This is a genomic window from Janthinobacterium algoris (assembly GCF_051380935.1).
GTDB lineage: Bacteria > Pseudomonadota > Gammaproteobacteria > Burkholderiales > Burkholderiaceae_D > Janthinobacterium.
The window spans coordinates 252,392-277,773 of record NZ_JBNYXZ010000001.1 but is presented as its reverse complement, the minus strand read 5'-3'; the positions used below and the strand labels follow the sequence as shown (position 1 = coordinate 277,773).

Annotated in this window: 19 protein-coding genes; 13 read left to right on the top strand and 6 right to left on the bottom strand. The window is 62.9% G+C overall.

Features of this window, described 5'->3' with window-relative positions:
- Window positions 1–90 precede the first annotated feature (90 nt).
- Window positions 91–1,086, bottom strand: a complete 996-nt coding sequence (locus ACQ4W7_RS01245; RefSeq protein ID WP_426071604.1) for an RluA family pseudouridine synthase — start codon at window positions 1,084–1,086, stop codon at window positions 91–93.
- A 693-nt stretch (window positions 1,087–1,779) separates the two neighbouring features.
- Between ACQ4W7_RS01245 and ACQ4W7_RS01240 the strand changes: the two genes are divergently transcribed.
- From ACQ4W7_RS01240 to ACQ4W7_RS01215, 6 genes are all read left to right on the top strand, one after another.
- Entirely contained in the window at window positions 1,780–4,932 is a 3,153-nt protein-coding gene (locus ACQ4W7_RS01240) for an Rne/Rng family ribonuclease (protein WP_436527895.1), read from the top strand.
- A gap of 88 nt (window positions 4,933–5,020) precedes the next feature.
- Window positions 5,021–6,361, top strand: a complete 1,341-nt coding sequence (chrA, locus tag ACQ4W7_RS01235; RefSeq protein ID WP_436527893.1) for a chromate efflux transporter — start codon at window positions 5,021–5,023, stop codon at window positions 6,359–6,361.
- 35 nt (window positions 6,362–6,396) lie between these two features.
- Complete coding sequence (gene moaA, locus ACQ4W7_RS01230) at window positions 6,397–7,518, top strand: GTP 3',8-cyclase MoaA (protein WP_426071601.1); 1,122 nt, start codon at window positions 6,397–6,399, stop codon at window positions 7,516–7,518.
- A 62-nt stretch (window positions 7,519–7,580) separates the two neighbouring features.
- Window positions 7,581–9,428 (top strand): molybdopterin molybdotransferase MoeA, encoded by a 1,848-nt coding sequence (gene moeA, locus ACQ4W7_RS01225; protein ID WP_436527891.1) that lies wholly within the window; start codon window positions 7,581–7,583, stop codon window positions 9,426–9,428.
- Complete coding sequence (locus ACQ4W7_RS01220) at window positions 9,425–10,225, top strand: hypothetical protein (RefSeq protein WP_436527889.1); 801 nt, start codon at window positions 9,425–9,427, stop codon at window positions 10,223–10,225. Before moeA ends, ACQ4W7_RS01220 begins: the two co-directional genes overlap by 4 nt.
- Window positions 10,226–10,516: 291 nt before the next feature.
- Window positions 10,517–11,425 (top strand): MHFG family PEP-CTERM protein, encoded by a 909-nt coding sequence (locus ACQ4W7_RS01215; RefSeq protein ID WP_436527887.1) that lies wholly within the window; start codon window positions 10,517–10,519, stop codon window positions 11,423–11,425.
- Between the two features lie 9 nt (window positions 11,426–11,434).
- On the opposite strand, the gene ACQ4W7_RS01210 is transcribed toward ACQ4W7_RS01215, so the two are convergent.
- The gene (locus ACQ4W7_RS01210) at window positions 11,435–12,814 is read right to left on the bottom strand and encodes a DNA recombination protein RmuC (protein ID WP_436527885.1); all 1,380 of its coding nucleotides are present in this window, start codon (window positions 12,812–12,814) and stop codon (window positions 11,435–11,437) included.
- A 5-nt stretch (window positions 12,815–12,819) separates the two neighbouring features.
- On the bottom strand, window positions 12,820–13,215 hold the full coding sequence (locus ACQ4W7_RS01205; RefSeq protein WP_426071596.1) for a group II truncated hemoglobin: 396 nt from the start codon (window positions 13,213–13,215) through the stop codon (window positions 12,820–12,822).
- A gap of 135 nt (window positions 13,216–13,350) precedes the next feature.
- Here ACQ4W7_RS01205 and ACQ4W7_RS01200 point away from each other — a divergent pair, with 135 nt between their 5' ends.
- Genes ACQ4W7_RS01200 through ACQ4W7_RS01190 form a run of 3 tightly spaced genes read left to right on the top strand, consistent with a single transcriptional unit; the run spans window position 13,351 to window position 15,485 of the window.
- Window positions 13,351–14,658: an MFS transporter gene (locus ACQ4W7_RS01200; protein WP_426071595.1), complete on the top strand. Its 1,308-nt coding sequence runs from the start codon at window positions 13,351–13,353 to the stop codon at window positions 14,656–14,658.
- Window positions 14,631–14,978 carry a GIY-YIG nuclease family protein gene (locus ACQ4W7_RS01195; RefSeq protein WP_426071594.1) on the top strand — a complete coding sequence of 116 codons (348 nt, stop codon included), beginning with the start codon at window positions 14,631–14,633 and terminating at the stop codon, window positions 14,976–14,978. Before ACQ4W7_RS01200 ends, ACQ4W7_RS01195 begins: the two co-directional genes overlap by 28 nt.
- 57 nt (window positions 14,979–15,035) lie before the next feature.
- Window positions 15,036–15,485, top strand: a complete 450-nt coding sequence (locus tag ACQ4W7_RS01190; RefSeq protein WP_426071593.1) for a MarR family winged helix-turn-helix transcriptional regulator — start codon at window positions 15,036–15,038, stop codon at window positions 15,483–15,485.
- 37 nt (window positions 15,486–15,522) lie between these two features.
- Here ACQ4W7_RS01190 and cqsA read toward each other — a convergent pair whose 3' ends face one another.
- Window positions 15,523–16,770, bottom strand: a complete 1,248-nt coding sequence (gene cqsA / locus ACQ4W7_RS01185) for an alpha-hydroxyketone-type quorum-sensing autoinducer synthase (protein WP_426071592.1) — start codon at window positions 16,768–16,770, stop codon at window positions 15,523–15,525.
- Window positions 16,771–16,922: 152 nt separating this feature from the next.
- On the opposite strand from cqsA, the gene ACQ4W7_RS01180 reads away from it, so the two are divergent.
- Together ACQ4W7_RS01180 and ACQ4W7_RS01175 are read left to right on the top strand one after the other, a co-directional pair.
- Entirely contained in the window at window positions 16,923–18,221 is a 1,299-nt protein-coding gene (locus ACQ4W7_RS01180; RefSeq protein ID WP_426071591.1) for a sensor histidine kinase, read from the top strand.
- Window positions 18,222–18,224: 3 nt separating this feature from the next.
- On the top strand, window positions 18,225–19,226 hold the full coding sequence (locus ACQ4W7_RS01175; RefSeq protein ID WP_426071590.1) for a response regulator: 1,002 nt from the start codon (window positions 18,225–18,227) through the stop codon (window positions 19,224–19,226).
- On the opposite strand, the gene ACQ4W7_RS01170 is transcribed toward ACQ4W7_RS01175, so the two are convergent.
- Window positions 19,223–21,766 carry an ABC transporter permease gene (locus ACQ4W7_RS01170; RefSeq protein WP_436527880.1) on the bottom strand — a complete coding sequence of 848 codons (2,544 nt, stop codon included), beginning with the start codon at window positions 21,764–21,766 and terminating at the stop codon, window positions 19,223–19,225. The two genes, ACQ4W7_RS01175 and ACQ4W7_RS01170, sit on opposite strands and share 4 nt — an antisense overlap.
- 36 nt (window positions 21,767–21,802) lie before the next feature.
- A complete protein-coding gene (locus ACQ4W7_RS01165; protein ID WP_436527878.1) occupies window positions 21,803–22,834 on the bottom strand; it encodes an adenosine deaminase in 1,032 nt (343 codons plus the stop codon).
- Between ACQ4W7_RS01165 and ACQ4W7_RS01160 the strand changes: the two genes are divergently transcribed.
- Entirely contained in the window at window positions 22,833–23,078 is a 246-nt protein-coding gene (locus ACQ4W7_RS01160; RefSeq protein WP_436527876.1) for a hypothetical protein, read from the top strand. The genes ACQ4W7_RS01165 and ACQ4W7_RS01160 overlap by 2 nt on opposite strands.
- A 326-nt stretch (window positions 23,079–23,404) precedes the next feature.
- Window positions 23,405–25,327 carry a PrkA family serine protein kinase gene (locus ACQ4W7_RS01155; protein WP_426071586.1) on the top strand — a complete coding sequence of 641 codons (1,923 nt, stop codon included), beginning with the start codon at window positions 23,405–23,407 and terminating at the stop codon, window positions 25,325–25,327.
- Window positions 25,328–25,382: the final 55 nt, after the last annotated feature.

Below are 25,382 nucleotides of genomic sequence, written 5' to 3'. Positions count from 1 at the left end.
GTTTCCCGACGGCAAAGCCGCCGACTCCTTGAGAATGAATGATGGCGACTGGCTACCTTGTGAGTAGTGTCGCGCGCACGCGGTGAATACTTATCGTGCAGCAACGGCCAATGGTTTGCCCAAGCTTACCAAGAAACGCTCGCATTCGGCTGCCAGCGGCGCGTTCAGGGTCATACTCTTGCCCGTCTCCGGGTGCGTAAACGTGATCTGATGGGCGTGCAGGAACATGCGCTTCAGGGCGCCGCGCGTGCTGTCGGCTTTCAAGAGGGCACGGTTGAGGGCAAAGTCGCCATATTTATCGTCGCCGGCGATGGCGAAACCGGAGGAGGACAGGTGCACGCGGATCTGGTGCGTGCGTCCCGTCTTCAATTCCGCTTCCAGCAAGGCGAAGTTGTGATATTTATGCAACAGTGAAAACACCGTGTGCGACGCCAGGCCATCAGCCTGCACGGCCACCCGGCGCTCGCCTTCGGCCGTCGTATATTTATGCAACGGCAGCTTGATATGCTGGCGCGCATTCTTCCAGTCGCCCGCCACCAGCACCAGGTAGCGCTTGTCGGTGACGCCGTCGCGCATCTGCTCGTGCAAATTCGTCAATGCGGTACGTTTCTTTGCCAGCAACAACAAGCCGGACGTGTCGCGGTCCAGGCGGTGCACCAGTTCCAGGAACTTGGCGTCGGGGCGCGAGGCGCGCAATTGCTCGATCACGCCGAACGAGACGCCAGAGCCGCCATGCACGGCCACGCCGGCCGGCTTGTCGATGACGAGCAGTTGCGCATCTTCAAAGATGATCTTGAATTCGGCGGCCGGCGCGCCCGTGGGGGCCTTTTCGGCCACGCGCACGGGTGGAATGCGCACCACGTCGCCGGCGGCGAGACGGTACAGCTGATCGATACGGCCTTTATTAACCCGCACTTCTCCTGATCGCAAGATCCGGTAGATGTGGCTTTTAGGCACTCCCTTGCACACTCTTAATAAGTAGTTGTCGATGCGCTGGCCTGCTTCTTCCTCGGCGATCGTTACGAATTGGGCTTGCGGCTGAACCGGGGGTGTTGAAGGGGGAACAACATCATTTTGACTCTTCATTTACTATGTCTTCCCAGAAATCTCTCTAAGTCCTTCATTTTGAATATATAATTGTTTTTGCTGCGGCCCTGGCTGCTGCGAGTGTAAGAATAAAAGCACATTTTACACAGGGGCGTCTCCACCGGCCTCGCCAAATTGCAAATTCGGTGGAAAAAAATGTATATGCACCATCCCTGCGCGAATCAAGGTTGCACCGTAGTTGTAATCGGATAACGCGTGGAGATGCTGAAGTGAGTGTGGGATTATAAGGATAAGTACCCGTTAGCGCGACTTATCGAGTCGGGCTCGCGGGTTGATGAAGTTGATAACGCTTGCCGTTTTCGCCAAACCCCGTATGCGGCCACCTGAGGTTGTCGATGAATAGGCTGAGGCCAAGCCTCGCCATCGCGATCCCTGTAATGAGCCGGCTGACGATTTGGCTCTGAATTTGCTGACCACTTGCATTCTCTGCCCCCGATATAGTTCATTCTCATTCGGGCTGTTTCAGATGAGTTGCAGGTGTCCTGTGCACTCGGCATGACGATTGACCTCACCGCGCCTGTTGCGGCCGTAACGTATACCTCGTACGCGTTGTTGCTCCGCACGCTAAGGCATTTCCCCCGCCAACACTCCCGTTCTCGCATATATCCCTGTACTTTCGCCGCTTCCCCGGAAGCGGCTTTGAGATGGCCTACGGGTCGCGGAGTTATAAAAATGAAACGCATGTTGTTTAATGCCACGCAGCAAGAAGAACTGCGCGTAGCGATTGTCGACGGACAAAAACTGATCGACATCGATATCGAGACAGCCGGGCGCGAACAGCGCAAATCCAACATCTACAAGGGCGTGATCACGCGCATCGAGCCTTCGCTCGAAGCGTGCTTCGTCAGCTATGGCGAAGACCGCCACGGCTTCCTGCCTTTCAAGGAAGTTGCCCGCACGTATTTCCGCGAAGGCGTCGATGTGCGTAACGCTTCCGTCAAGGAAGCGCTGCGCGAAGGCCAGGAAATCATGGTCCAGGTCGAAAAGGAAGAGCGCGGCAACAAGGGCGCTGCCCTGACCTCCTTCGTTTCGCTGGCCGGCCGTTACCTGGTATTGATGCCGAACAATCCGCGTGGCGGTGGCGTATCGCGCCGCGTGGAAGGTGAAGAGCGCCAGGAATTGCGCGAAACCATGGATAAATTGGACTTGCCTGCTGGCATGTCCGTCATTGCCCGCACCGCCGGCATCGGCCGCAACGTCGATGAACTGCAGTGGGACTTGAATTACCTGATGCAACTGTGGCGCGCCATCGAAGGCGCCGGCAAGTCGGCCAATGGCGCATTCCTGATCTACCAGGAATCGTCGCTCGTCATCCGCGCCATCCGCGACTACTTCCAGCCCGACATCGGCGAGATCCTGATCGACACCGACGAGATCTACGACCAGGCGCACCAGTTCATGAGCCACGTGATGCCCGACATGGTGCACCGCGTAAAACGCTACAGCGACGACGTGCCGCTGTTCTCGCGCTTCCAGATCGAACACCAGATTGAAACGGCGTACAGCCGCACCGTGCCACTGCCATCGGGCGGCGCCATCGTGATCGACCATACCGAAGCGCTGGTCTCCGTCGACGTCAACTCGGCCCGCGCCACGCGTGGCGCCGACATCGAGACGACCGCCTTCAACACCAACTGCGAAGCGGCCGAAGAAGTGGCCCGCCAGCTGCGCCTGCGCGACTTGGGTGGCTTGATCGTCATCGACTTCATCGACATGGAAGTGGCAAAAAATCAGCGCGAAGTGGAACAGCGCTTGAAAGATGCGCTGCACCATGACCGTGCCCGTGTACAAATGGGCAAGATTTCCCGCTTCGGCCTGATGGAACTGTCGCGCCAGCGCCTGCGCCCTTCCCTGTCCGAAGGTTCGCACGTAACGTGCCCGCGCTGCTCCGGCACCGGCCACATCCGCGATACCGAATCGTCCGCCCTGCAGGTGCTGCGCATCATCCAGGAAGAGGCGATGAAGGAAAACTCGGCCACCATCCACGTGCAAGTGCCCGTCGATGTGGGCGCCTTCCTGCTGAACGAAAAGCGCGGCGAAGTGCTGAAAATCGAAAACCGCCACCGCATCGCCGTGATCCTGATCCCGAACAAGCATCTGGAAACGCCGCATTACAAACTGGAACGCATCAAGCACGACGATCCGCGTCTGGAAGACAGCCAGGCCAGCTACAACCTGGCGGAAAGCGCTGAAACCGACATGGCTTACAGCAAGCGCCAGAAGGAAGAAGCCAAGCCGCGCCAGGAAGCCGTCGTCAAGACGATCACGCCTGACCAGCCGGCACCGCTGGTCGAACGCAAGCCTGTCGAAGCGAAACCGGCTCCGGTGGCCGCGCCTGCCGCACCACAGGGCCTGATCGCCAAGATCATCAGCTTCTTCACCGGCGCCCCGGCACCGGTGACGCCAGCGCCCGCCCCTGTCGCACCAGCCAAACCGGCCGGCGCCGACCGCGGCGACCGCAACAGCCGTGGTCCGCGTGGCCGCGGCCGCAACGGCAAGCCTGGCCGCGAAGAACGCGAACCAGGCCAGGGCCGTCCGGCCCTGGACGATGCAGCGAAAGAAGCGGAAGCACTGGAAAAAGCGGCCCGTCCGCCACGCCCACCGCGTCCGCCACGCGAACCGCGTGAAGCCGGCGATGCAACGGCGGCACCACGCGAACGCGGTGAACGTCCTGAGCGCGCCGAGCGTCCTGAACGCGCAGAACGCCCGGAACGCGCCGAACGTCCGCCACGCCAGCCTCGCGAAGGGCGTGAACCACGCGCCGACAAGGCTATTGTTGCTGAAGTGAAAGCGGATGAACTGGCCCTGGTTGGCGCTACCGCCAGTGCCGTCAACGTGGTCGTGCCATCGGCAGGTCCGGACGCTGATGCAGCACCAATGAGCTTGCTGAAAGCGCCGGCAAATGCCGGTCCTGAAGGCGAAGAGACGGAAAACGACGTGGAAGGCGAAGAACCGCGCCGCCGCCGTCGTCGTGGTGGCCGCAACCGCAACCGCCGTGACCGCGAAACTGGCGAACTGATCGAATCGGCAAATGGCGACAACGAAGGCCAGGACGCGCCCGTAATCAGCTTTACGGTCGCTCCGGCGCCGGAAACTGCCGCTGCGGTCGTTGCCGATGCGGCGCCAGTAGCCGTCGTGGCCGCCGCCGCTGTCGTAGCCGTCGCTACCGCGCCGGTGGAAGCTGCGGTCGTGGAAGTGGTCGAAGTGGCCAGGGTCGTGGACATCGCCAAGGTCGAAGAAGCCGCTCCTGCCGCTGAAGCCGCGCCAGTTGCTGAAGTGATCGTACCGGCAGCCCCGGTCGAAGCGGCTGCAGCGCAAGCTGAACCAGCCGCTGCCGAACCGGCACCAGCTGCCGAGTACAGCTTTGCCGAGAAAGCGGAAGCTGCACCAGCGCCTGCGCCTGCGCCAGCGGAAGTCATCTTCGAAGCCTTGCCAGTGGTGGAAGCTGCACCGCTGGTCGAAGCCATCGCCGTGATCGAGGAAGCACCAGCGCCAGTGACTGAAGCGGCGCCTGCCGTGGTGGAAGCCGCTCCGGTGGTGGTCGAAGTTGCTCCCGCCCCTGCTCCTGCGCCTGCTCCGGCGCCTGTCGTAGCTCCTGTACCGGCTTCCGCACCGGCTCCAGCGCCGGTGCCCGCGCCGCTGGACTTGAACGCAGTGCTCGGTTCAGCCGGCCTGACCCTGGCTGCCACCGATCCGGAAAAACTGCGCCTGGCGCAGGAAGCGGCGGCCAAGGCCGTGGCCCCGGTACGCAAGCCGCGCGAACGCAAGCCATTGCCGCCGCAATCGGATGAGCCGTTGATCCAGGTCAACACGCAACGTCCATAAGCGCGCCGGGTTCGCCCAGCCGCCAACGATGAAAGGGGAAGCTCAGGCTTCCCCTTTTTTACGTCCACATCTTTGCCAGCTAGCCGCCATGCACGAGAACGCCAACCTTCCCCGTCCCGCCTCCGTCAGCCTGCGCAGCGCCTTCTGGTACTGGCTCAAGCTGGGCTGCGTCAGCTTTGGCGGCCCGGCCGGGCAAATCGCCATGATGCATGCGGAATTGGTGGAAAAGCGGCGCTGGATTTCCGAGCAGCGTTTCCTGCATGCCCTCAATTACTGCATGCTGCTGCCGGGGCCGGAAGCGACCCAGCTGGCCATCTACATCGGCTGGCTGATGCACCGCACGCGCGGCGCGCTGGTGGCGGGCCTGCTATTTCTGCTGCCCTCGCTGCTGCTGCTGATCGTCCTGTCCTGGCTCTACATGGCGTATGGCCACATGGGCGCCATCGCCGCCATCTTGTACGGCATCAAGCCGGCCGTCGTCGCCATCGTAGTGGCGGCCGCCTGGCGACTGGGCCGGCGCACCTTGCGCAGTCCCGCCCTGATCGCCATCGCGGCGGGCGCATTTGTCGCCATCGCCATGCTACAGCTGCCATTTCCACTGATCGTGCTCGCCGCTGCCCTGCTGGGCATGGCCGGCGGCCACTGGCTGCCGGCCCACTTTCATGCCGGCGGCACGCCGCATGGCGGCGCGGCCCGCTATGGCGCCGCCCTGATCGATGACGACACGCCCACGCCAGACCACGCGCAGCTCAAATGGCCGCGCCTGCTGGCCACCTGCGCGCTGGGCCTGGCCCTGGCCTTCCTCGCCTGGCTGGGCCTGGCGCTGGCGGGCGGCGCGGACCAGCCACTGGCGCAGATGGGCATGTTTTTCAGCAAGGCGGCCCTGCTCACGTTCGGCGGCGCGTATGCCGTGCTGCCCTACCTGGTGCAGGGCGCCGTCGACCACTACCACTGGATCAGCAGCGCGCAGATGATGGATGGTCTGGCGCTGGGCGAAACCACGCCCGGCCCCCTGATCATGATCGTCGCCTTCATCGGTTTTGTCGGCGGCTGGAGCCATGCCTTGGCGGGTGAACACCTGTGGCTGGCGGGCGTGTGCGGCGCGCTCGTCGCCAGCTGGTTCACCTTCCTGCCCTCGTTCATCTTCATCCTGGCCGGCGCGCCGCTGGTGGAAGCGTCGCGCGGCAACCTGCGCCTGAGCGCGCCCTTGACGGCCATCTCGGCGGCCGTGGTAGGCGTCATCGCCAGCCTGGCCCTGTTCTTTGGCCGCCATGTCTTCTGGCAAGCAAACCCGCTGCCGCACTGGGACTGGCTGGCCATCGCCATCGCGCTGGCGGTCGGCGTGGCGCTGATCAAGTTTCAAATGGGCACCATCAAATTGCTGCTCGCCTGTGCCATCTTCGGCCTCGTGCTATCGTATCTGCCTTGAACGACCTAACGTAACTAGTAACTGGCATCATTTTTATGGCTGACAAGATTATCTACCTCGCCGAGGCCCGCAATGGGGCTTTGCTGATCCCCGCGCAACTGGAAAGTCCCAGCGGCAACGTGACCGACAGCCTGGGCCGGCCCCTGCACGACTTGCGCATCTCGATTACCGACCGCTGTAATTTCCGTTGCGTATATTGCATGCCGAAGGACGTGTTCGACAAGAATCACGTGTATTTGCCGCACACGGATTTGCTGTCGTTCGAGGAAATCACGCGCATCGCGCGCCTGTTCGTCGCGCACGGCGTGGAAAAGATCCGCCTGACGGGTGGCGAACCGCTGCTGCGCAAGAATATCGAAAAGCTCATCGCCATGCTGGCAGAACTGCGCACGCCATCGGGCCAGCCGCTGGACCTGACCCTGACGACCAACGGTTCCTTGCTCGCCAGAAAGGCACAAGTGCTCAAGGATGCGGGCCTGAACCGCGTCACCGTGTCGCTCGACTCGCTCGACGACGCCACCTTCAAGCGCATGAATGATGTCGATTTCGCCGTGGCCGACGTGCTGCACGGCATCGATGCAGCACACGCGGCGGGCCTGGGGCCCATCAAGATCAACATGGTCGTCAAGGCCGGCATGAACGAGCAGGAAATCGTGCCCATGGCGCGCCACTTCAAAGGCACGCCATACATCTTGCGCTTCATCGAATACATGGACGTGGGCGCCTCGAACGGCTGGAACTTGCAAGAAGTCATCCCTTCGGCCGAAGTGGTGCGGCGCATCGCCTCGCACATGCCCTTGCTGCCCATCGACCCCAACTATACGGGAGAGACGGCGGCGCGCTGGCGCCATGCAGATGGCGGCGGCGAAATCGGCCTCATTTCCAGCGTCACGCAAGCGTTCTGCGCCGACTGCAGCCGCGCCCGCCTATCGACCGAGGGCAAGCTGTACACGTGTTTGTTCGCCAGCAGCGGCCACGACTTGCGCGGCCTGCTGCGCGGCGGCCACAGCGACGCGGAAATTTCCTCGGTCGTGGCGCAGTTGTGGCGCGGCCGCGGCGACCGCTATTCGCAATTGCGCACCAGCCAGACAGATTTGTCGGGCGGCGCACTTGAGCACGGTAAAAAGAAAGTGGAAATGTCGTATATCGGCGGCTGAATCAGGCGCGGCACAGGCCCGCCGCTGCTACCATGGCGCATGTATCCATATTTTCGCCTCTCATGATCAACAAACACGACATTACCGGCCTGATCCTGGCCGGCGGCCTCGGCACCCGCATGGGCCAGCGCGACAAGGGCATGCTGCTCCTGCATGGCCAGCCCCTTGCGCGCCACGTGCTGCAGCGCCTGGCGCCGCAAGTGGGCCGGCTGGCCATCAGTGTTCACGCAGAGGCCGGCGACTACGCGCGCTTCGGTCTGCCAGTGTGGCCGGACGTGCTGCCGGGCCAGCTGGGTCCGCTGGCCGGCTTGCACAGCGGCATGCAGCACGCCACCACGCCCTACCTGCTCACGGTGCCGTGCGACTCGCCCCTGCTGCCGCCCGACCTGGCAGCGCGCTTGGCGACCGGTTTGATGCAGGACAATGCCGACCTGGCCATCGCCGTCACCGAGGAAATCGATGCGGTGACGGGATCGACGGTGCGCCGTCCGCATCCCGTTTTTTGCTTGGTGAAAACATCGGCCCTGCCCCAGCTGGACACCTACCTGGCCGCAGGCGAACGCCGCATGCGCACCTGGCACGGTCACTTAAAATTGACCGAAGTGCTCTTCCAGAACCATGGTGCGTTCGGCAACATCAATACCCCGGACGAGCTGGCCGCCCTGCAGGCGCAAGGCCTGTCCGTGCCGATGGCGCAAGCCATCCTGGCCGACAGCGTCGCGCCCGTCGCCGAGAGCGAGCAATTACCGCTGCCGCAAGCGTTCGAGCGCATCCTGGCGGCCGACATCATCTCGCCCATCAGCGTGCCTGCGCACGATAATTCGGCCATGGATGGCTATGCTCTGCACGGGGCAGACCTCGGTGGCGACACGCCCGTGACCCTGACCGTGGTCGACACCATCCTGGCTGGCCGTCCCGGCACGGTCACCGTGCGGCGCGGGCAATGCGCGCGCATCATGACGGGCGCCGTCATGCCGGACGGCTGCGACAGCGTGGTGCCGCAGGAACTGGTGCAACAGGCCGGCGAACTGCACATCAGCATCGCACCGGACTGTATCCGCCCCGGCGACAACCGCCGTTTCATGGGTGAAGACTTGATGCAAGGCCAGCCTGCGCTGCTGCAAGGCAAGATACTCGGACCGGCCGAACTGGGCTTACTCGCCTCACTGGGTATCGCCACCGTGCCCGTGCGCCGCCGCCTTCGCGTGGCTTTCTTTTCCACCGGCGACGAATTGCGCTCGATCGGCGAGCCGCTTGCCGCGGGCTGCATCTACGACAGCAACCGCTACACCCTGCTGGGCATGTTGACGCGCCTGGGCTGCGAGGTGCTCGACATGGGCATCGTCAAGGATCAGCCGCAAGCGCTGGAAGCGGCCCTGCGCGGCGCCTGCGCCACGGCTGATGTCATCATCACCTCGGGCGGCGTCTCCAGCGGCGCAGCCGATTTTACACGCGACATCCTGGCGCGCCTGGGTGACGTCGCCTTCTGGCAAATCAACATGCGCCCGGGCCGCCCCATGGCCTTTGGCCAGATTTCCAGCGAGGGCGACTCGGCCTTGCTGCTGGGATTACCCGGCAACCCGGTGGCCGTGATGGCGGCGTTTTACTTCCTCGCCCGCCCGACCTTGCTGCGCCTGATGGGCGCAGATGCGGACACGGCCAGCCTGCCGCTGCTGCAAGTGGCGGCGCAAGCGACTATCCGCAAGAAGCGCGGCCGCACGGAATACCAGCGCGGCATCGTCGAACGCGGCGCGGACGGCCGCCAGCACGTGCGCGTGACGGGTGCGCAAGGCTCCGGCATCCTGCGCTCGATGACGCAAGCCAATTGCATGATCGTGCTGCATGAAGCGCAAGGCCACGTGGCAGCCGGCGATCTGGTCGATATCGTGCTATTCCATGGACTAATATGAAACTGCAACTGCAACTGAAACTGATACTGGCACTGGCACTGCTAAAGGGCATGACGGCGTACGCCGGCGAAGTCCACAGCAATGGCTACACGGTGCGCTTCGATGAGCGCATCGAGGATGCAAACGGTGACTTGCACGGCGAAACCGTGGGCAGCATCCGCCTCGTGCGCACCAGCGACCAGGCGCTCGTGTGGCAGGAAAACACGCCTTTGCGGCCCGACTGCGGCGACGTTGCGGCCGTCACCGCCATCAACGATCGCTTCGTGGCCCTGTGCGGCCACCTGGGCGGGCGCCATTACACGCAGAAAATCATCTTCATGCAAGGCAACTCACCAGCCATGGTGAGCGTGGACCAGTACGACTCGCCCAGTCCCGTGCGCGTGGAGCGCAACGGGTCGCTGGCCATCGACGTCCTGCGGCGCGACCTATTCCCCGGCGAACTGACGGGCTCCCATTACTTTCCCACTGTCTACCGCTTGCACCGCGATGACGCCACCTTCGGCTTCGTCCCCAGCTTTGATGGCGATGCCGCCGAGCGCTACTGGCAGCACTACCGCGCCACGCGCCAGGCGGCGCCGGCGGCGGTCGTACTGCCAGAACTGCTGGCCTCCCTGCTGGCGGCCCAGGCCGGCAAGCAATCCATCTGTGCAGAACTAGATACGCTCGCCGCAGATTTGCAGCAGGGGCGACAGTACGATACGCAAGGCGCGCGCAGCTTGATGCGCAAGTGGCTGCACAAGCTGCCCGCCATCGGCTATCCCGCCTTCGATACGCAAGCCTGCCCGGGCCGCATCTAGATCGTTTCACCGCCGCCTGCTGGCGGCGCATCCTTCAAAACCCCGCTGCCCTCACAACCGGCCCGCCCTGCGCGGGCCGATCGCATTTCCCTTTCGCAATCATCTCCCCTGCGCTGCAGCCGTTCGATTATCGAGATAAAAATATTAATCATCTCTTTAAGCAACATATCAATAAACACAACACAAATTGCAATTATTTTATTTATTTGTTGATACTACAGTTTCTTTGGTGATAACATCTGAATTCATACAAAATATAATTTCTATATTGTTTTCACCGGGAAACTATCAATGAAACACAGCTCATGGATCGCGCGTGCCAGCATGCTGGGAGCGGCTTGCCTGCTTGGCATGTTGTCCCTGGCGCCGCTGCCCGCCTATGCCAAAGGGATCCCTCGGGCCGACGTGCTGGAACACTGCAGCTGGAACCGCCCCGGTGCCGACCCGTTCATGGGCGATGTGGTGGCTGCCGTGGATCGCTATACGGACATCGCGCCGCAGGTGCGCGAAGAATTGAAGACGCGCATGCGCGCGCGCCAGTACGATGAAATCGTCGTGATCAGCCGCGACGCCATCCGCGGCAAAGGCAATTACCAGGCGCGCATCAGCAACATGCATTTCGGGCCAGGCCGCGTTTGCCGCAATGTGACGCGTTCGGGCTGGAGCGAACAGATGCAGGAACGGGGACTCGTCTACTGCGTGCAGGGACAATGCATCCTCGTGCCGACGATCTGCCGCAATGTCAGCCGCATCGCGCAGGCGCCCGCATCGGCGCCGCCGGCAGCAGGCGGTGCAGCTCCCGGCGGTGGCGCACCCGTTGCCGCCGTGCCCGCCGCCCCGGAAGCGGCAGGCGTGCCCCTGATCGATAATCCCGACGCCTTGCGCGGCGGTTCTTTCACGGGTGGCGCCATGCCGCCCGAGGTGGCCAGCATTCCTTTCCTGCCCTTCGATTATGTCCGTACCGTCGGCGGCATCACACCACCGGCCGGCATGGGCGGCGGCGGCGGTGGCGGCGGTCTGCCGCCCGGCCAGGGAAGCAGCATCATCGTGCCGCCCACCGTGATCCTGCCGACGCTGCCGCCCATCGGCCCGAATGTCTTGCCGGCCGTGCCCGAGCCGCAAACCTGGGCCATGCTGTTGGCAGGACTGGCGCTGATCGTCTATGCCTCGCTGCGCCGCCGGCAAGCGCCGGTGGCCTGAACGACAATCCTACTCGCCGTCACCGGGCGAGCCGGCATCTGCCGCTCCCAGCAGCAAGGCGGCAGCCTCGCCCGGCAAGGCTTCCACGGATTTCAGCTTGCGCGCCATCTGCCGGCTGCGCACTTCCGCGCTTTCGATGTTTTTCGCTGCCTTTTCCAGGGTCAGCCGGGTTTGCGACAGCACGTCGCCAAACTTGCCGAACTCCGTCTTGACGGCGCCCAGTACTTGCCATACTTCTGACGAGCGCTTTTCCAGCGCCAGCGTGCGGAAACCCATCTGCAGGCTGTTGAGCAAGGCCGTCAGGGTGGATGGCCCGGCGATGCTGACCCGGTGCACGCGCTGCAATTCATCGGCCAGGCCAGGGCGGCGCAGCACTTCCGCATACAAACCTTCCGTGGGCAGGAAGAGGATGGCGAAGTCCGTGGTCTGCGGCGGCGCCAAGTATTTCTCGGCGATGGTTTTCGCCTCGCCCCGCACGGCACGCTCCAGCTCGCGGCCAGCCACGGCCACGCCGTCCGCATCGGCCCGCTCGGCCGCTTCGACCAGGCGTTCGTACTGTTCCTTGGGGAATTTCGCATCGATGGGCATCCACACGGGCGGCCCGCCGTCGCTCAAGCCCGGCAGTTTCAGGGCGAATTCCACGCGCGCGCCGCTACCCGGCACGGTTTCCACGTTCTTTGCGTATTGGTCGACAGTGAGTACCTGCTCCAGCAGCATTTCCAGCTGCACCTCGCCCCAGGTGCCACGCGTCTTCACATTCGTCAGCACCCGCTTCAGATCGCCCACACCCAGCGCCAGCTGCTGCATTTCGCCCAGGCCCTGGTGGACTTTTTCCAGCCGCTCCGACACTTGCTGAAACGAGGCGGAAAGCCGCGTTTCCAGGGTCGCGTGCAGTTTTTCGTCGACCGTCTTGCGCATCTCTTCCAGGCGCGCGCCATTATCGGCCTGCAAGTCGCGGATTTTGTTCTCCAGCGTGGCGCGCACTTCCAGCATGCGCTGTGCATTCGATTCTGTCAGCTGGGCCAGGGTCTGGTTGGTGCTATCGGCAAAGCGCGCCAAGCTTTGCGCCTGCTCTTCGCGCCCGACTTTCCCCTGCGCCTGCATCTGCGTGCGCAGGCTGTCGAGCTGTTGCAGGGTTGCCGCCTGGAATTGCGCCAGGCCGGCAGCCAAGTCCTGCCGCGTCGCCTGCGCCGACGCCTGCAACTGCAGCCGCACTTCACGTTCGACGCGGTCGATGCGTTCCAGGCTTTGCTGCTGGTGCTGCTGCACCAGTGCCAGCGTGGTGGCGCCATCGCCGGCAACGCCACGCGGACGCAGCAGTATCAGGATCAACAGGACGATGGCGACGGCGGCAGCGCCCAGCAGGCTGTAAAACTCGATTGGGCTCATGGGTGTCAGTCAGGTTTGTTGCGCATCCAGTCGGCCGTCTGATAGAACGATTCCATCAGGCGCACGCGCAGGGACTCTTCGATGCCAGTGTCTTCCATGGCCCAGGCCATGGCGCGCAGCCACTGGTCGCGCTCGCTGGTGCCGATGGCGTAGGGCAAGTGCCGTGCGCGCAGGCGCGGGTGGCCGAATTTCTCGATATACAAATCCGGCCCGCCCATCCAGCCCGTCAGGAAAAAATACAGCTTGTCGCGCGAACCGTCCGTCGATGGCGGATGCATGACGCGGATGCCGGCGAACTCGAGCTCAAGTTCCATCAGATCATAAAAGCGGTCGACCATTTCACGCAGCACGGGGGCGCCGCCGATGGTCTCGTACAGGGTGGGGGCAGTGGTATCAGTCATGGCCGCCATGATAGCGCAAGCGTCGGCGCCCCACGCAGCCGCGTGGCTTACGATGCCACAATCAATGGCAATATACTTGACTACTCAAGCTTATATCAACTACTATGCAACTTCTCAAACACGGACAAGACGACCATGCCAAGCGCTATAGACACTCCTTTGCTGCGCAATAGCAACTTCCGCTGGCTGCTGGGCGGCGGCCTGGTCTCCATGCTGGGCGACCAGTTCAGCATGCTGGCCCTGCCCTGGCTGGTGCTGAGCCTGACCGGCGATAGCCTCAGCCTGGGCATCGCCGTGGCACTGATGGGCGCTCCGCGCGCCGTGCTCATCTTGTTGGGCGGCACCGTCGCCGACCGCTATTCACCCCGACGCGTGATGCTACTGAGCAAATATGCGAACGCCGCCATTCTGTTGTTGCTGGCAGCACTGCTGTTGCTGGACCACGCCAGCCTGGCGCTGGCGTATGCGGCCGCGTTGGCGCTGGGGATCGCGTCCGCCTTTGGCATCCCGGCCGGCACGGCCATTCTGCCGCAGGCTGTGCCGCTGCAATCGTTGCAAAAAGCCAATGGTTTGCAGATGGGCGCGCGCCAGTTGTCCTTGCTGGCCGGCCCCCTGCTGGCGGCGCTGGTGCTCGGCGCTGACGATGGCGCGCAGCAAACCCCCATGGCAGCGCTGGCCGCCGCCTTTGCCATCGATGCGCTGACGTTTCTGTTCTCCGCCTGGACCTTGCGGCAAGTCAGCCTGCGGCCACTGGCAGCCGCCGCCGCGCAAGGCATGTGGCGCGCCACGGCGGCGGGCCTTGCCATGGTGTGGCGCGACATTCCCTTGCGCAGCTGCTATGCCTACTGGGCGGTGGTGGCGTTCTTCGTCATGGGACCGCTGCAGGTGGCCTTGCCCGTGCTGGCCAATGAACGCCTGCACGCTGCCGCGTCGCTGGGACTGCTGATGGGCGCGCATGGCGCCGGCACCCTGGCCGGCATGCTGGCATCGAGCCTGGGCGGCGCCTGGCTGCGCCGGCGTTTCGGCGCCACCTTGCTGCTCGTCGACGCCATCGTGGGCTGCCTGTTGATGGCGCTGGGACAAATCAGCACAGCCTGGCAAGGCGCAGCCTTGCTGGCCGTCACAGGCATGCTGGGCGGCTACTTGCAGGTCGCCATCTTTACATGGATACAGCGGCGCGTCGCGCCCGCCATGCTGGGCCGGGCCATGGCCCTGTTCATGGGCATCTTCCTGGGCCTGGCGCCCCTGTCCGCAGCGGCCACGGGAGCGCTGCTACGCCACCTGAGCGTGGGGGAGCTGTTCTGCGGCGGCGGCGCCCTACTGCTAACGGCAGCCGTGGGGGCGGCACTCTTCACCGCCATCCCGCGCATCGCCGGAGCAGAAACGAATTGCACAAACGATGGGAGAAATAAAACATGGATAAGACACGACAGGCAACATTGAAAGCACACTACCGGCAACAGCCACCGCCGCTGGGCATCATCGCCCTGCGGCACCTGCCCAGCGGACGGACCTTGCTCGAATGCAGCCGTAACGCGCCCGGCATGCTGAACCGGCACCGCTTCGAACTCAACTTGGGCAAGCATCGCAATGCCCAGCTGCAGGCGGACTGGCGGCGCGACGGCGCGGCGGCCTTTTCCTGCGAGATCATCGACACCGTCACCCTGCCCGACGACCCCGCCTTCGATACGGACGCCGAGCTGGGCGCCCTGCTGGCGCTGCACCTGGAGCAACTGCTGGAACAGGGGCAGCCGCTGTATTGAGCAGGTTTACTTTATACTTGCGCACTCAAGCATTTCGCAGCGAATAAAATGGCAACCATGACCGATCACATTTCCCCCTCGCCGGACGGCGCCAGCGCGCTGGACTTCTGCCTGCGCCTGGCGCGCGCCCAGGCGCTGCTGGTGCGCCGCTTCGACAGCGCCCTGGGCAATTTGCATGGCCTGAGCTTCAGCGACTATCAATTGCTGTATCAGCTGCAGCGCGCACCTGGTGCGCGCCTGCGGCGCATCGACCTGGCCGAGCGCCTGGCGCTGACGGCCTCGGGCGTCACGCGCTCCTTGATGCCGCTGGAAAAGATCGGCCTGGTGGCGCGCCAGGCCGATGTGCGCGACGCGCGCGTCGGCTATGCCGTGCTGACTGCCGCCGGCCAGGAATTGCTGGGACATGCCAACGCCACCGCGCATGCGGTGGGCCGCGAATTGCTGCAGGACGCACCGGCAGAGCAGCTGGGAGCGCTATCCGCCGTCCTGGGCAAGCTGGCCGGCTGACGCTGTCAAGCGGCTGACGCCGGCGCTGGTGCCGGCCCTACACGAGCGCCAGCTTGCGCATGCGCCGCGTCGACGGCCAATGTTCCACGTGCACTTCGGCGCGCACTGCCGCGCAGGCGGCCAGCAGCCTGGCGATGCCCGTCTCGTCGAGTCCAGCGTTGAGGGTCAGTCGCACGAGGGCCCGGTTCTTCGCCGTTGCCGGGGCACAAAACATGGCGCCGTAAATGCCATGCCGCTCCAGCGCCTGGCGCAGAGCCAGTGTGGCCGGTTCGCCACCTGCTTCCAGCGCCACGATCTGCTCCGTGCCGTCGCTGACGTTGTAGCCGAGCGCGCTCAATCCCTGGCGCACCTGCAGCGTGTGGCGCCGCAAAATGGCGCGGCGCGCGTCGGCGGCCATAATGAAATCGAGCGCCGCGTCCAGCCATGCCAGCTCGTGGGCCAGCAGGCAGGAGCTGAAGATGGCAGGACGCGATTCGGACAAGAAATATCCCTTGAAGCGGCTGGAACAACTGATGAAACCGGCACGTCCCGCAAAGGCCTTGGCCAGCGACGCCGTGCGGAAATGCACGCGGTGGCCCAGGCCCCAGGCCTCCACCAGGCCCGCGCCTTGCGGGCCATGCGTGCCCAGCGAGTGGGACTCGTCGACCACCACCACGCAGTCGCCGCGCTCGGCAATGTCCAGCAGTTCCAGCAGCGGCGCCACGCTGCCGTTGGTACTGTACAGGGCATCGACGACGATCACGCCGCGGCCATGTTTTTCCACTTGACGCTGCAGGTGCGCCATGTCGTTGTGCAAGAAGGCGACGGCCTGGGTCTGCGCCGACAGCACGCCTTCCCACAGCGAGGCGTGGGCCTGCATGTCCAGGTAGACGGGGATGCCGGGGCCGGCGATACACTGCAGCAAGCCAACATTGGCCGCCATGCCGGACTGCGCCAGGATGCCATCCTCGCAGCCCATGAAGCGGGCCAGCCGGCTTTCCAGCCGATGCTGTTCGCTGCCTTCCTGCAAGTACACGGCCGACATCAGCATGCCGCCCGCGTTCGCCTGCAGGGAAGCCACCTGGGCCGCCACCAGCGCCGGCTCGGCGGCGATGGAAAGATAGTCATTACCCGCCAGAAAAATGGCATGGGCGGGTGTCGGTTGCCAGGCATGGGGATGCTGTCCTCCCAGCAGTTTTTCAATGCGCGTGATGTGATGCGCATCCATGCGCCGCACGATGTAGTCGGGCAGGCAGTGTTCGGCGCGGTCGAAGGATGGGGCGTGCAAGCTGGTAGCGATGGTCATGGGTTTTCTCCTGGGGAAAGGTTTGCTGCGGATTAAAGCCTTCACCGTGTTGCCAACCCATCCATTGACGTATATCAATGTCCGTCGAGATAACCGTACAAACAAGAAAAATTACGCGATGATAATGTTCTGACGAGGATCAAGGCAGAGTCATGACGCAGCAATGGCAAGGAGGATGGACACACTGGCGCAGGCGCCTGCTCCATTCGCTGCTACATGAACGCGTGCCGCATGAAAACCTGGCCAGCCGCGTCGCCATGCTGGCCGCCGTGGGCACGGTGGCAATGCCGCTGTACTACCTGCTGTGGCAATTTTTTTTCCCACAAGCCTATGAAAACCTGACCCTGCGCCTGACGGGCGTGGGCATCTGCGTGGCAGGCCTGTTTGCGCGCCGCTTCTCGGTCCGCTGGCTGTCGCGCTACCTGCTGTTCGCGCTCAGCTACATCCTGCCCTTCTTCTTTACCTTCATGTTTCTGATGAATCATGCCTCGTCCATCTGGAGCCAATCGCTGCTGATCGGCCTGGTGGTGCTGTTTCATTTCGAAACGGGCCTGGCCTGCCGCGCCTACCTGATCGGTACGGGCGCCGCCTGCCTGGCCGTCGTCCTGCAAGGGGAAGGCGCCTACCTGCTGCAGCCTGAAGTGCTGCAGCAATTGCCCGTGCACTGGTTCACCATCGCCGCGCTGTCCGTGGTAAAAGTGGGCAGCAAGGTACTGGAACGGGAACGGCTGGCGGGCATGGCGGCCGGGCTCGGTTCCGTGGCGCACGAACTGCGCACGCCACTGACCAGCGTGGAAGCGAATGTGCGCGGCATGCGCAGGCTGCTGCCGCAGTTGGCTGGCCAGGCGGACGATATGCCGCCGCTGCTGGATGCGCTGTCGCGTATCCAGTTCGAAGTGCGCCACATGCAGCACATGATCGATTTGTTCCTGATGAGCGCCAGTGCCGTGAACCGCAACCTGCAGCCCAGCCAGACGCTATCGATGCTGGCGATGGTGAACGCCGTGCTCAGGCGCTACCCGTTTACCGGCAAGCTGCAGCGGGCCAGCGTCGCGGTGGACTTACGCACCGACTTCCAGTTCGCTGGCCAGGACGAACTGTGCGTGGTGATCCTGCTGAACCTGCTGAGAAATGCGCTGAAAGCCATCCAGCGCGCCGGCAAGGGCCGCGTGCGCATCATCATCGACGGCGCCCGCCCTGTGCCCAGGCTGCTGTTCATCGACACCGGCTGCGGCATCGCGCCTGCCCGCCTGCCGTTGATCTTCGAGCGTTTTTATTCCTATCCCGTGCATAACGGCAGCGGCATCGGTCTGGCACTGTGCTGGCAGATCGTCACCGCCTGGCAAGCGCGCATCCGCTGCGTATCGCGCGAGCATGCGTATGCGGTCTTCATCCTGGAATTTCCCCAGCCCCTGCCTTCCCGCTTCCAACCCTCTTCTCCCGCAAGGTGACGCATGCAACTGCCCGTCTACACCCATCCGTCCCTGACCGTATTGATCGACGACAGCGATTCCTTCCTGAAAAGCCTGGCGTTCCAGCTCGATCCCGGCCTGGCGCGCAAGACTTTCCACGACACCAGCAGTGCGCTGCACTGGCTGCGCCACAGCACGCAACTGGGCGAGACGCCACTGCACGTCAATTTCGATACGCAAAACCTGCCGCCCGACCAGTGCAACGTGGCACTCGATCTCGACCGCATCTGGCGCATCAGCGGCCAGGCACAGCGCTTCGCCGTGCCTTCCGTGCTGGTGGTCGATTATTCGATGCCGCAAATGAATGGCCTGGAATTCTGCCAGGCGGTACGCGACTTGCCGTGCAAGAAGATCTTATTTACAGGGGCGGCCGATGAAAAAGTGGCCGTGACAGCCTTCAACCGGGGCTTGATCGACCGCTACATCAAAAAGAGCGACGACGATGCGCTCGATGTCCTGGAACAGGAAGTCCATACCCTGCAACGCGAATTCTTCCTGCAGCAGTCGGACACCGTGCGCGACTTGCTATTGCTGCACGACTATAGTTTCCTGCAAGACGAAGCCCTGACCATGGTGGTGCACGCGCTGTGCCAGCGCCATGGCTTCGTCGAGTTTTACATCTTTCCCAATCCCAGCGGCATCCTGTTCTTCACGCGCGATGGCCACGCCAAGCTGATGATCATCGAGACGGAACGCAGCCTGCACACGCAGTACGAAATGGCGCGCGACAGCGACGCACCGGAATCCTTGCTGCTGGCCCTGCTGGAAATGCGCGTGATCCCGTACTTTTCCGACGCCGACAGCGACGGCATGTATGCGGCGCACATCGGCGAAAACTGGTTCCGCTATTGCGCCGCGCCCACCATCTGCCTGGGCCGCGTGACATATTTCTGGGCCCTGTTTGACGTGCCGCCGCACCAGCTGGGGCAGCCGGTTATGTCCTACGCGCAATTTTTACGCGCACAGGCGGGCGACAGCGCCTAGCTTTCCCGTAGCGTTTGCAGCGGCGGATGTTTCAAGACATTGCGCAAGCCCAGCCAGCCGCCGGCGATCGCGCACAGGGCGCCGGCCAGTAAACCAAAGGCCCACACGCCCGGTGCGAAGCTCCAGGCGAACTTGAACTGATACGTGGCCAGGGCCCAGCCCATGGCGGCCGCGCCCGTGGCCGCCAGCAAGCCGGCCAGCGCGCCTACCAGCGAGAATTCGATCAGCTGCGCCTGCGCCAGCTGGCGCCGCGTGGCGCCCAGCGCGCGCAGCAGGCCCGCTTCGCGCGTGCGCTCGTCCTGCGAACCCATCAATGCCGCATACAGCACCAGCAAGCCCGACGCCAGGGTAAAGGCGAACAGGAATTCGACGGCCGTCACCACCTGGTCCAGCACGCCCTGGATTTGTTTGAGCACGCCGCCCACGTCCACCACCGTCAGGTTCGGGTAATCGCGCAGCAAGGCATTGCCCAGGTCCGCCTGCGCGGGCGCGGACGCGGTAGGCAAATGAAACGCCGTGATCCACGTCTGCGGCGTGTCCGCCATGGCGGCCGGATTGATGATGACAAAGAAATTGACGCGCATCGAACCCCATTCCAGCTTGCGCAAACTGGTGATGGCCGCTTCGACGGGTTGGCCGGCGATATCGAAGCGCAGCTTGTCGCCCAGTTTCAATTTCAGGGTCTTGGCGATGCCCTCTTCCACCGAGGCTTCTGCCGGCGCGCCGGGCGCGTTGCTGAACCACTTGCCAGCCACAAGCTTGTTTTCTTCCTGCATGGTAGCCATCGTCGACAAATTGAATTCGCGGTCGGCCAGGCCCTTGGCGCGGTCATCCTGGTAAGTCTCTTCCGTGATGGCCTTGCCATTCACGGCCACCAGGCGCCCGCGTATCATCGGATACAAGGGCGCGTTGACCACGCCAGCCTGCGCCAGGCGCGCGGTGATCGGGTCTTTTTGCTCGGGCAGAATATTGATCATGAAACGGTTCGGCGCGTCGGGCGGCGTGGCGTTGCGCCAGGCCACCATCAAGTCGCCGCGCACCACGGTCAGCAGCAGCAAGGCCATCAGGCCCAAGGCCAAGGACACCACCTGGATCACCGTGGCGCCCGGGCGGCGCTGCAAGGAGGTGACGGCAAAGCGCCAACCCTGGTGATTGAAGGCGCCGCGCAGGCTTTTCAACGACTTGATGCCCAGCCAGCCGGCCAGGCCGAACAGGGCAAAGCCGCCCAGGAAGCCGGCCGCCGTCAGCAGCGCCAGTTTCACGTCGCCCGCCTGCCACAAGAGCAGCACGACGAAGGCGGCGATGCCCAGGCCGTAGGTCGCCAGGGCCAGCGCCTGCGGCGGCTCTTGTTCGCGGCGGATCACGCGGTTGTGCGGCACATTGCGCAACTGCAAAATCGGCGGCAGGGCAAAACCCAGCAGCAACAGCATGCCGGTGGCCACGCCCTGCAGCGCGGGCAGCATCGAGACGGGTGGCAAGTCGCTCTGTACCAGCTTGCCCAACAGCTCCAGCAGCACCAAATGGCCGCCGAAGCCCACCATCACGCCGACCACGCTGCCGGCCAGGCCCACGAGCAGGAATTCGATCACATACATGGCCGTGACCTGATTTTGCGTCAAGCCCAGGCAGCGCAGCATGGCGCACGCATCCAGGTGGCGCAACATGAAGCGGCGCGCCGCCATGGCCACGGCGACAGCCGCCAGCATGGCCGACAGCAAGCCGACCAGCGACAGGAAGCGGTCGGCGCGGTCCAGGGTCGATTGCATCTGCGGACTGCCCGATTCCAGCGATTCGATGCGCACGCCCTTGATCGCTTGCGTCTTGATCTGGCTTTCCAGCCAGGCTTGATATTGCGCAAGCTCGGCCGCCTTGGCCGGCGCCGCCGACAGCAGCAAGCGGTAAGACACGCGCGAACCGTTCTGTACCAGCGCCGTGGCGGCCAGGTCGGACAGGGGCAGCATCACGCGCGGCGCGAAATTCAGAAAGGAGGCGCCGCGGTCCGGCTCGCTGGCGATCAGTTGCGTGACCGTAAATGCCTTGTCGCCCAGTGTCAAGGTGTCGCCCAGCTTGACGTTCAGGCTGGACAGAATTGCCGCGTCGACCCACAGGGTGCCGGGCGCGGGCACCTGGCTGGTCGGCCGTCCCAGGGCATCCTGCGCCTCGCTGGTGCTGGTGGTGATTTTCAGCTTGCCGCGCTGCGGGTAGCCGGGCGAGACGGCCTTGATGGACGCCAGTTGCGAGCTCGATTGTTCGCCCTCGCCCGCCTGCGCCATGCTGGGGAAGGTCACCGTGTCGGCCAGGAGGAAGCCGCGCTTTTGCGCTTCGGCGCGCCAGGCTGCATTGACGGGCTGGTCGGCGCTGATGACCAGGTCGGCCCCCAACAGCTGGTGCGCGTCGCGGTTCAGGCCCGCGCGCAAGCGGTCGACGAAGAAGCCCACGGCCGACAGGGCCGCCACGGCCACGATCAGCGCGACGAGCAGGAAACGCAATTGCCCGGCGCGCCAGTCGCGGCCGGTCATTTTCAGGGAGAGGCGGAGCATGGGCGGCGGGTCTTTATGAACGTGGATAGTGATGCGTTATTGCGCGATGCCGTGGGCGGCCGCGTGCCGGGCGAAATACGCATCGACAGTGGCGAGGAAGGCATCTTTCTGCGCCTGCGGCAGGAAGGCGGCGATGAAACCGTTGCGCGCCAGGCGTTGCGCGTGGGACAGGCCCAGCGGCAAGGCATCAAAAATGGCGTCGAAATTGTCGTTCATGTAGCCGCCGAAGTAGGCGGGATCGTCCGAGTTCACCGTCACCAGCAGGCCGGCGTCGAGCAACTGCACCAGGTTATGCTCATGCATCTGGTCAAACACGCGCAGCTTGGTATTCGACAGCGGGCACACGGTGAGCGCAATTTGTTCGCGCGCCAGGCGGATCGTCAGTTCCGCGTCTTCCAGGCAGCGCACGCCATGGTCGATGCGTTCGACTTTTAAGTCGTCGAGCGCCGTGCGGATGTAGGCTGGCGGGCCTTCTTCGCCTGCATGGGCCACCAGGTGCAGGCCCAACTCGCGGCAACGGGCAAACACGCGCGAGAATTTCTCGGGCGGGTTGCCCACTTCCGAAGAATCGAGGCCGATGCCGATGAATTTGTCGCGGTGCGGCAGCGCGTCTGCCAGGGTCTCGAACGCTTCTTCCTCGCTCAAATGACGCAGGAAGCACAGGATCAGGGACGCGCTGACGGGGCTGTCCTGACAGGCGCGGTGGATGCCATTGATCACGTCGGCAATGGGCACGCCGCGCGCCGTGTGCGTTTGCGGGTCGAAGAAAATTTCCGTGTGCAAGACATTGTCCGTCTCGGCGCGGCGCAGATAGGCTTGCGTCATGTCATAGAAATCCTGCTCTTTCAAGAGCACGCTTGCGCCAGCGTAATAAATGTCGAGAAAAGACTGCAAATCCGTAAAAGCATAGGCGCTGCGCAAGTGTTCCACCGATTCATAGCCCAGCGGCACGCCATTGCGCTCTGCCAGTGCGAAAATCAGTTCTGGCTCCAGCGAGCCTTCGATATGGATATGCAGTTCGGCCTTCGGCATGCCGCGGACGATCGCGCGCAATGGGGGGTTCATCATGGGTGTTCCTTATAGGGTGACGATAAAAGTGCTGGCACGCGCACGCGCGGCGCGCAGGGCCATCAGACATGCAGGCATCTTAGCGCAAGATGGCCGGTCTCACCGGCGGCCGGCCGCCATGGCGGTGGCAACAGCAGCGGCATGGCCGGCACCGGCACGCGCTGGCGAATTGTCGTATGATGATTTAAAAGGTACAAAAAGGTTCATTGAAATCGACGAAAAACTTGATGATTTATCCAATTAAATCAACAATTTACAAACAAGTATTAAGGATATGCTGACATATCTTTTGACTTCCTGATCCTTTAGAGCAATAATAAATTTCATGGGGTAAGGTAGGTGCAACAAGCGCTATCAACAGTGAAAAAAAGCCGGCTGGCCACGTCAGCGCACGGCATCAAGCGCCAGTTTTTTGGTCCGGGCAATCCGGACTCGCAAAGACAGCCGGGCTTGAAACAACAATAAAAATTGGTGCGGGGTACAGGAAAAGTTCAGACGGCAAGCCCAGGCGAGTGCCAGGAGGGCGGCCATGGTGACTGGCAGTACAGGTTTACATTAAAGGACATTGACATGACCATTTTTGATAACTATGCAGCACGCTACGAGCGCACCCGCGAAGAGGAAATGTCGCTCACCGAATACCTGGCCCTGTGCAAGAAGGACAAGCTGACCTATGCCAGCGCGCCCGAACGCATGCTGGCCGCCATCGGCGAGCCGCAACTGGTCGACACGCGCAACGACACGCGCTTGTCGCGCATCTTCGCCAACAAGATCATCAAGATCTATCCCGCCTTCCGCGAGTTCTACGGCACTGAGGAAGTCATCGAGCAAGTCGTCTCGTATTTCCGCCACGCCGCGCAAGGCTTGGAAGAACGCAAGCAGATCCTGTATCTGCTGGGGCCTGTCGGCGGCGGCAAGTCGTCGATCGCGGAAAAACTCAAGTCGCTGATGGAACACGTGCCCTTCTATTGCCTGAAAGGCTCGCCCGTCAATGAATCGCCGCTGGGCCTGTTCAACGAGGAAGAGGACGGCACCATCCTGGAAGAGGATTACGGCATCCCGCGCCGCTACCTGCGCAACATCCCCAGCCCGTGGGCCGTCAAGCGCCTGCACGAATACAATGGCGATATCAACCAGTTCCGCGTCGTCAAGCGCTATCCATCCGTACTGAAACAGATCGCCATCTCGAAGACAGAGCCGGGCGATGAAAACAACCAGGATATTTCCTCGCTGGTGGGCAAGGTCGACATCCGCAAACTGGAAGATTACGCGCAGGATGACCCGGACGCCTACAGCTATTCGGGCGGCCTGTGCCTGGCCAACCAGGGCTTGATGGAATTCGTGGAAATGTTCAAGGCGCCCATCAAGGTCTTGCATCCGCTGCTGACGGCCACGCAGGAAGGCAATTACAAAGGCACGGAAGGTTTTGGCGCGATTCCGTTCGACGGCATCATCCTGGCCCACTCCAACGAGTCGGAATGGAAGACCTTTAAAAACAACCGCAACAACGAGGCCTTCCTTGACCGTATCTATATCGTCAAGGTGCCGTACTGCCTGCGCGTGACCGATGAAATCAAAATCTACGACAAGCTGGTGGCCAATTCCTCGCTGGTGAAGGCCCCGTGCGCACCCGGCACCCTGCGCATGATGGCGCAGTTCGCCATCCTGTCACGCCTGAAAGACCCGGAAAACTCCAGCATCTTCTCGAAGATGCTCGTCTACGACGGCGAAAACCTCAAGGATACAGACCCGAAAGCCAAGTCCATGCACGAATACGTCGATTACGCGGGCGTGGACGAGGGCATGAATGGCCTGTCGACGCGTTTTGCCTTCAAGATCCTGTCGAAAGTGTTCAACTTTGATAATTCCGAAGTAGCCGCCAATCCCGTGCACTTATTATATGTACTGGAACAACAGGTCGAGCGCGAGCAGTTCGCGCCGGAACTCGAACAGCGCTACTTCTCCTATATTAAAGAGCACCTGGCGCAGCGCTATGTGGAATTCATCGGCAAGGAAATCCAGACGGCTTACCTGGAAAGCTATTCGGAATACGGGCAAAACATTTTCGACCGCTACGTGACGTTTGCCGATTTCTGGATACAAGACCAGGAATACCGCGATCCGGATACGGGCGAAAGCTTCGACCGCGAATCGCTGAACAATGAACTCGAGAAGATCGAGAAGCCGGCGGGCATTTCCAATCCAAAGGACTTCCGCAATGAAATCGTGAACTTCGGGCTGCGCGCGCGGGCGTCGAATGGCGGCAAGAATCCCGCCTGGACCAGTTATGAAAAGTTCCGCACCGTGATCGAAAAGAAAATGTTCTCGAATACGGAGGAATTGCTGCCCGTGATTTCCTTCAATGCCAAGGCCAGTGCAGACGATGCCAACAAGCACGCCGACTTCGTGGCCCGCATGGTGGAAAAAGGCTATACGGCCAAGCAGGTACGCCTGTTATGCGAATGGTACTTGCGCGTACGCAAGTCATCCTAGCGCGAACAGCGGAGGCGCGCTCCCGCCTGGTGACTGGCGGGGCGCGCAAGACGAG

Bases quoted from the DNA above. Each gene is read 5' to 3' on its own strand.
- ACQ4W7_RS01245 (WP_426071604.1), bottom strand. From the start codon at position 1,086: ATGAAGAGTCAAAATGATGTTGTTCCCCCTTCAACACCCCCGGTTCAG.
- ACQ4W7_RS01240 (WP_436527895.1), top strand. From the start codon at position 1,780: ATGAAACGCATGTTGTTTAATGCCACGCAGCAAGAAGAACTGCGCGTA.
- chrA (WP_436527893.1), top strand. From the start codon at position 5,021: ATGCACGAGAACGCCAACCTTCCCCGTCCCGCCTCCGTCAGCCTGCGC.
- moaA (WP_426071601.1), top strand. From the start codon at position 6,397: ATGGCTGACAAGATTATCTACCTCGCCGAGGCCCGCAATGGGGCTTTG.
- moeA (WP_436527891.1), top strand. From the start codon at position 7,581: ATGATCAACAAACACGACATTACCGGCCTGATCCTGGCCGGCGGCCTC.
- ACQ4W7_RS01220 (WP_436527889.1), top strand. From the start codon at position 9,425: ATGAAACTGCAACTGCAACTGAAACTGATACTGGCACTGGCACTGCTA.
- ACQ4W7_RS01215 (WP_436527887.1), top strand. From the start codon at position 10,517: ATGAAACACAGCTCATGGATCGCGCGTGCCAGCATGCTGGGAGCGGCT.
- ACQ4W7_RS01210 (WP_436527885.1), bottom strand. From the start codon at position 12,814: ATGAGCCCAATCGAGTTTTACAGCCTGCTGGGCGCTGCCGCCGTCGCC.
- ACQ4W7_RS01205 (WP_426071596.1), bottom strand. From the start codon at position 13,215: ATGACTGATACCACTGCCCCCACCCTGTACGAGACCATCGGCGGCGCC.
- ACQ4W7_RS01200 (WP_426071595.1), top strand. From the start codon at position 13,351: ATGCCAAGCGCTATAGACACTCCTTTGCTGCGCAATAGCAACTTCCGC.
- ACQ4W7_RS01195 (WP_426071594.1), top strand. From the start codon at position 14,631: ATGGATAAGACACGACAGGCAACATTGAAAGCACACTACCGGCAACAG.
- ACQ4W7_RS01190 (WP_426071593.1), top strand. From the start codon at position 15,036: ATGACCGATCACATTTCCCCCTCGCCGGACGGCGCCAGCGCGCTGGAC.
- cqsA (WP_426071592.1), bottom strand. From the start codon at position 16,770: ATGACCATCGCTACCAGCTTGCACGCCCCATCCTTCGACCGCGCCGAA.
- ACQ4W7_RS01180 (WP_426071591.1), top strand. From the start codon at position 16,923: ATGACGCAGCAATGGCAAGGAGGATGGACACACTGGCGCAGGCGCCTG.
- ACQ4W7_RS01175 (WP_426071590.1), top strand. From the start codon at position 18,225: ATGCAACTGCCCGTCTACACCCATCCGTCCCTGACCGTATTGATCGAC.
- ACQ4W7_RS01170 (WP_436527880.1), bottom strand. From the start codon at position 21,766: ATGCTCCGCCTCTCCCTGAAAATGACCGGCCGCGACTGGCGCGCCGGG.
- ACQ4W7_RS01160 (WP_436527876.1), top strand. From the start codon at position 22,833: ATGGGTGTTCCTTATAGGGTGACGATAAAAGTGCTGGCACGCGCACGC.
- ACQ4W7_RS01165 (WP_436527878.1), bottom strand. From the start codon at position 22,834: ATGATGAACCCCCCATTGCGCGCGATCGTCCGCGGCATGCCGAAGGCC.
- ACQ4W7_RS01155 (WP_426071586.1), top strand. From the start codon at position 23,405: ATGACCATTTTTGATAACTATGCAGCACGCTACGAGCGCACCCGCGAA.